Below are 5,041 nucleotides of genomic sequence, written 5' to 3' on the forward strand. Positions count from 1 at the left end.
GGTGATAAGCGCAGCAATCTCTCGAAGAACCTGCATTCTTGAAGACATGTAGGTCGTACCTGAATCGAATACCATGACCAGCAGGGAAGCAAAGAAGCTTCCAATGGCGGTTGTATTGCCTAGGAGAGCGACGGCGATGGAGTCGAACCCTAGGGAAGGGAGTACCCTGGGCTGGATCGAGGCATTGCTACCCAGGTAGTAGGAAACCCCAGCCAAGCCTGCAAGGGCTCCACTGATCAACATGGTAGTTACCATGGTTTTCCCAACATTGATACCTGCATAGTTACTGGCCTTGCTGTTCAGTCCTACTGCCTTCAGCTCAAACCCGAAACGGGTACGGTTTATGAAATAACGGATTGAAAAAACCGTAATCAGGGCTAGCGGGAAAACAAGATTGATCTCCATCTTTAAATTCATGATAGGGTGGTCAAAGAGGGTTAACCTCGCATTCTGTCCAACCTCTACTGACTGCCGGGTAATTGGGTCAACAAACTTGGTTTGGATAAAGAAACTGACTACATAACTGATAATGTAGTTGAGCATAATCGCCACAACCACCTCGTTCATGTTGAAGCGGTGTCTGAGATACCCGATCAAAACCCCGATCAGCCCACCGGCCACAATCCCGATCAGGATAACCAATGGCTTGGCAATCATGGGAGCAAGGGAAGAGTATCCCACCAAGACGGTCGCCAAGAATCCAGAGAATACCATGATACCGGAAACACAAATATTGAAGATTCCACTCTTTAGGGCGACCGCAACAGAAAGTGCGGCGAAAATCATGGGAGTCGTGTAATTAAGCAAACTCATGAAGTCAGTAAGCTGACTCTTTTTTCCAGCATATCGTGCCTTGGGAAGAATACCGGCACCTTGGAGGATGCTCCGATACGCTTCGAGAGGATTTTTCCCAAGAAGCAACAGCAGCACCGTTCCAGCAAGGAGGCTGAGAAAGATACAGAACAGACTCACCCTGAGTAGTTGGTGCTTTCCTGGGCCGCAACAGTAAACAAATACTCGTTTGATAAGATTAGGCTTTTTCAACATGCACCCCCATCATATACTCCCCAACCTCAAGCTTGGTCATTGTTGATGCTGACTTGATCGTCTGCGTCCGCCCGTTGTAGAGGACGAGGATTGTGTCAGCAAGCTCCATGATCTCATCCAGCTCCAAGGAGATGAGCAGAATTGCCTTTCCCTGTGCCCTGAGTTCATCAATTTTCTTATGGATTGTCTCGATTGCTCCCACATCCAAGCCACGGGTAGGCTGCACAAACATCAATACGTTTGCCTGTAAATTGATCTCACGAGCAATAATGGCCTTTTGCTGATTTCCCCCACTCATGCTTCGAGCCAGCGTGGCAGCACCTGAACCACTTCTGATATCAAAAGCTGAGATAAGCTCAGTAGCGAGAGCATCCATCTGTTGTTGTTGCAATACTCCACGGGAGTTGCTGTACGGTTCTTGGTAATACTGCTTCAGGCAGAGGTTTTCACGGAGAGGAAAATCAAGTACCAGACCTACAGAGTGCCTATCTTCAGGTATGTAGGCAACTCCTGCCTCAATGCGCTGGCGAACGGTATGAGTGGTAATTTCCTGTCCATCAAGGAAAATGGAACCTTCTTTAACAGGAAGGAGCCCAGCAATGGCGTCCGCAATCTCAACCTGTCCATTGCCTGCAACCCCTGCAATAGCAAGCACTTCACCGCTATGGAGAGAAAAACTGACCTTGTCAACTTTTCGAATATGGTCATTTGTCTCAACAGTAAGGTCTTCAACACGGAGTACTTCTGCTCCTTGGGTATGCTCAGTAGAGGTAAGGGTAAGGGAAACATCTCTTCCAACCATCAAGGCACTCATTTCCTGCGTGGTGGTAGATGGCACATCAAGTACCCCCACCAGTTTTCCTTTACAGAGAATGGCACATCGGTCAGCAATCTTCTTGATTTCATCCAATTTATGGGTAATAAGAATGATGGTTTTTCCGCTCTCCCGTAGATTCTTGATGATGCCCAACAAGGATTCAATCTCCTGTGGGGTTAAAACAGCACTTGGTTCATCAAAAATAAGAATTTCTGCATTTCTATAGAGCATCTTGAGTATCTCAACACGTTGTCGTGTCGATACGGGAAGATCCTCGATGATGTCTTCTGGATTTACTTCCAATCGGTAGTGCTTCGACAGTTCACGAACCTTCTCATTGGAAGACTGCACGTCTACATACGGAAATAGTCCAAGATATCGTTTCTTTGGTTCTATTCCCATGATGATGTTTTCTGTGATGCTCTGATTTTCCACCAACATAAAGTGCTGGTGTACCATGCCGATGTTCAAGTCATTCGCAACAAGTGGACTGGAGATATGCTCTTTCTTGCCCCTGATCAGGATTTCCCCTTCATCAGGTGTCTGCATACCGAAGAGCATGCTCATCAATGTCGACTTGCCAGCACCATTCTCACCGAGAATTGCCAATATTTCCCCTTTCCTGATGGAAAGAGAGATATCATTGTTTGCAATGATCCCGGGAAATCGTTTGGTAATGTGTCTAAATTCTACCACCGTGTCCACGTCTTGTTGCTCCCTACAAATAGAGGTACTGGTATCAAGCGATACCAGTACCGAATACAAACAAAATTAGTTTACCTTGAATCCCTCAGGGGTGAATCCACCAAAGTTGGAGGCAGGAACAAGTGTTCCATCCTGAACTAGCTTATAGGCCTCATCAAGTTTTTCGATAGTAGAAGCTGAGAGCTGGTGACGACCATTTTCCTTCACAAATCCAGTTGAGTCGGTATCAGCTTTCAGCAGTACATTGGCGCCCACGAAAGTACCGTCCTGAATACTGGAAAGTGCACGATGTACATTCAGGCTCATGACCTTCAATACACTGGTAAGGATGATGTTGTCGTTTCCGACCTTGCCGTCATCCCACTGGTCAACATCGCATCCGATGACGTGTAGCTTGCCATCACTCTCTTTTGCTGCAGTAAATACACCGTTTCCGCTCGCTCCGGCTGCAACAAAAACAATGTCTACACCCTGTCCAAGCAGCTGCTGTCCGATTACCTTGCCTGTTGCCTCATCTGCGAAAGAACCGACATAGTTACCACCTACATTAGCACCGGTAACATCGGTACCTGCCTGGGAGGCCAGTTCAACGAGTTCAGCATTGGTTCCGAGTTTCTTGTTAGCATAGATGACACCACTCTCGAAGCCATACTGGTAGTTGACGTTTGAAGGATAGGCAACGCCATTGACTACAGCTACCTTGTTTGTCTTGGTTTCAAGGGCAGCTGCAACGCCAGCAAAGAATCCACTTTCCTGTTCTGCAAAGGTCATTGCATATACATTGGGAAGCTCAACAGTGTTTCCTACAGCATCGGTGGGGTAGGTATCTACCAGAATGAACTTGGTTTCGGGATTTTCCTTTGCCAACTCACCAATACCTGCAAACTGGAATCCAGTGCATACCAGCACATCATACTCAGCTACGACATCAGCTGCAGTCTTCAGAGCTGCGGCAACATCTCCGCTAGGTTCACGAATAGCTGTTACTTGTGCTTCAGGATTCTCATCGATGAATGCCAGGATACCGTTGTAGTTGTCCTGATTGAATGACCCATCATCGACACCGCTTGGGGTAGTAATAATGGCGATGTTCAGTCCGGCTTCCTGTGAAGTCGCTTCTGCTGAGCCTGCTGCAAACAACAAACCAGCAATAAGAACCATTGCGATAAAACCAACAAATTTCTTCATTTCTATCTCCTATCTATTTTGTGATATCCATCATTTTCCATGATGAGTAATCTCACTTAACGTTGCATTTGTTTACTTGCTGAGATGACTTCTGATCTTCTCTGCATTTGGGGACTCAATGATACCTTTCTCTGTAATAATAGCGGTAATAAGAGAAGCATCAGTAACATCAAATGCAGGGTTGTACACCTGTGCTTCTTTTGGTCCTGTACGTTTTCCAAAACCATTAACCACCTCATCTCCGTCACGCAACTCGATTACAATATCTCTGCCTGTCTCTGTTGAGACATCAAACGTTGAACTTGGAGCCGCCACATAAAAAGGAATGTGGTAATAGCGTGCAAGTATCGCAACACCACTGGTGCCTATCTTGTTTGCTGTATCCCCATTAGCGGCTATTCGATCAGCACCAACAATTACTGCATCAATTTTCTTTTCCTTCATCACCAATGATACCATATTATCACAAAGAACAGTGACATCAAGGCCACCTTTTGTAAGTTCATAGGCAGTAAGTCTGCTTCCTTGCAACAACGGTCTTGTCTCATTTGAATACACCTTGAATTGATACCCTTGTTCATGACCAAGGTAGAGTGGGGCTAGGGCGGTTCCATATCCACTGGTGGCCAATCCTCCAGCATTACAGTGGGTCATCACCCCCCACTGTCTTTTCTTGTCAAAGAGGGACAGTCCATGCATTCCTATTGCCTTGCCCATTTCCTGGTCTTCATCAAAAATGCTTTGACTCTCCTGTAATAATGAAGCAAGTATTTCCGCTTGGCTGGCATCTGGCTTGTTACGATATTCAGTGAAGGTCTTGTTCATACGGTCCAATGCCCAGAACAGGTTAACTGCAGTTGGACGACTGGAAGCAAAATACTCAGTAAGCTCCTTCATGTCCTGTTCCATATCAGCAAGGCTTTGGTACTCTTTCTGTGACAGACATACATAGATGCCATACGCAGCAGCGATGCCAATGGCAGGAGCTCCCCTGACCCTCAGTTTCTTGATAGCCTCCAATATGGATTGTCGCGTATCAAGATAGAGGAACTCCTCGGCAATGGGAAGTTTTGTCTGGTCAAGCAATATGAGCTTGATCGGGTCATGTTGCAAGTAAACAGGGATAGTGGTAGGCATGTAATTCTCCTATAAAAAGTCAACAGTAAAGTTAGGAAACTGCTAACCTTTGTTTGTTTTACTATAGGAGCTGTCAAGTCAAGCCCCTATGACCTCCTCGACGGTGAACAGACACTTGTCCCTCACCATCAAGGCTGGATTGAACGG

Annotated in this window: 4 protein-coding genes; all 4 read right to left on the reverse strand. The window is 46.2% G+C overall.

Translation table 11 applies throughout. From position 1 onward, the window contains the following. Positions 1-1,047, reverse strand: a 1,047-nt coding sequence (locus tag JF818_RS06895) for an ABC transporter permease (protein ID WP_198891297.1), incomplete at its 3' end; no start/stop codon positions are given. Next, the gene (locus JF818_RS06900) at positions 1,031-2,569 is read right to left on the reverse strand and encodes an ABC transporter ATP-binding protein (protein WP_198891298.1); all 1,539 of its coding nucleotides are present in this window, start codon (positions 2,567-2,569) and stop codon (positions 1,031-1,033) included. The genes JF818_RS06895 and JF818_RS06900, both read right to left, overlap by 17 nt. Positions 2,570-2,635: 66 nt before the next feature. Further along, positions 2,636-3,757 carry a BMP family protein gene (locus JF818_RS06905; protein WP_198891299.1) on the reverse strand — a complete coding sequence of 374 codons (1,122 nt, stop codon included), beginning with the start codon at positions 3,755-3,757 and terminating at the stop codon, positions 2,636-2,638. Between the two features lie 72 nt (positions 3,758-3,829). Beyond that, the gene (gene mtnA, locus JF818_RS06910; protein WP_198891300.1) at positions 3,830-4,894 is read right to left on the reverse strand and encodes an S-methyl-5-thioribose-1-phosphate isomerase; all 1,065 of its coding nucleotides are present in this window, start codon (positions 4,892-4,894) and stop codon (positions 3,830-3,832) included. Between the last annotated feature and the right edge of the window lie 147 nt (positions 4,895-5,041).

Source organism: Sphaerochaeta sp. S2, assembly GCF_016406725.1.
Classification (GTDB): Bacteria; Spirochaetota; Spirochaetia; order Sphaerochaetales; family Sphaerochaetaceae; genus Sphaerochaeta.

Excerpts from the sequence above, each read along its gene's own strand:
- JF818_RS06905 (WP_198891299.1), bottom strand. The coding sequence starts at position 3,757 with ATGAAGAAATTTGTTGGTTTTATCGCAATGGTTCTTATTGCTGGTTTG.
- mtnA (WP_198891300.1), bottom strand. The coding sequence starts at position 4,894 with ATGCCTACCACTATCCCTGTTTACTTGCAACATGACCCGATCAAGCTC.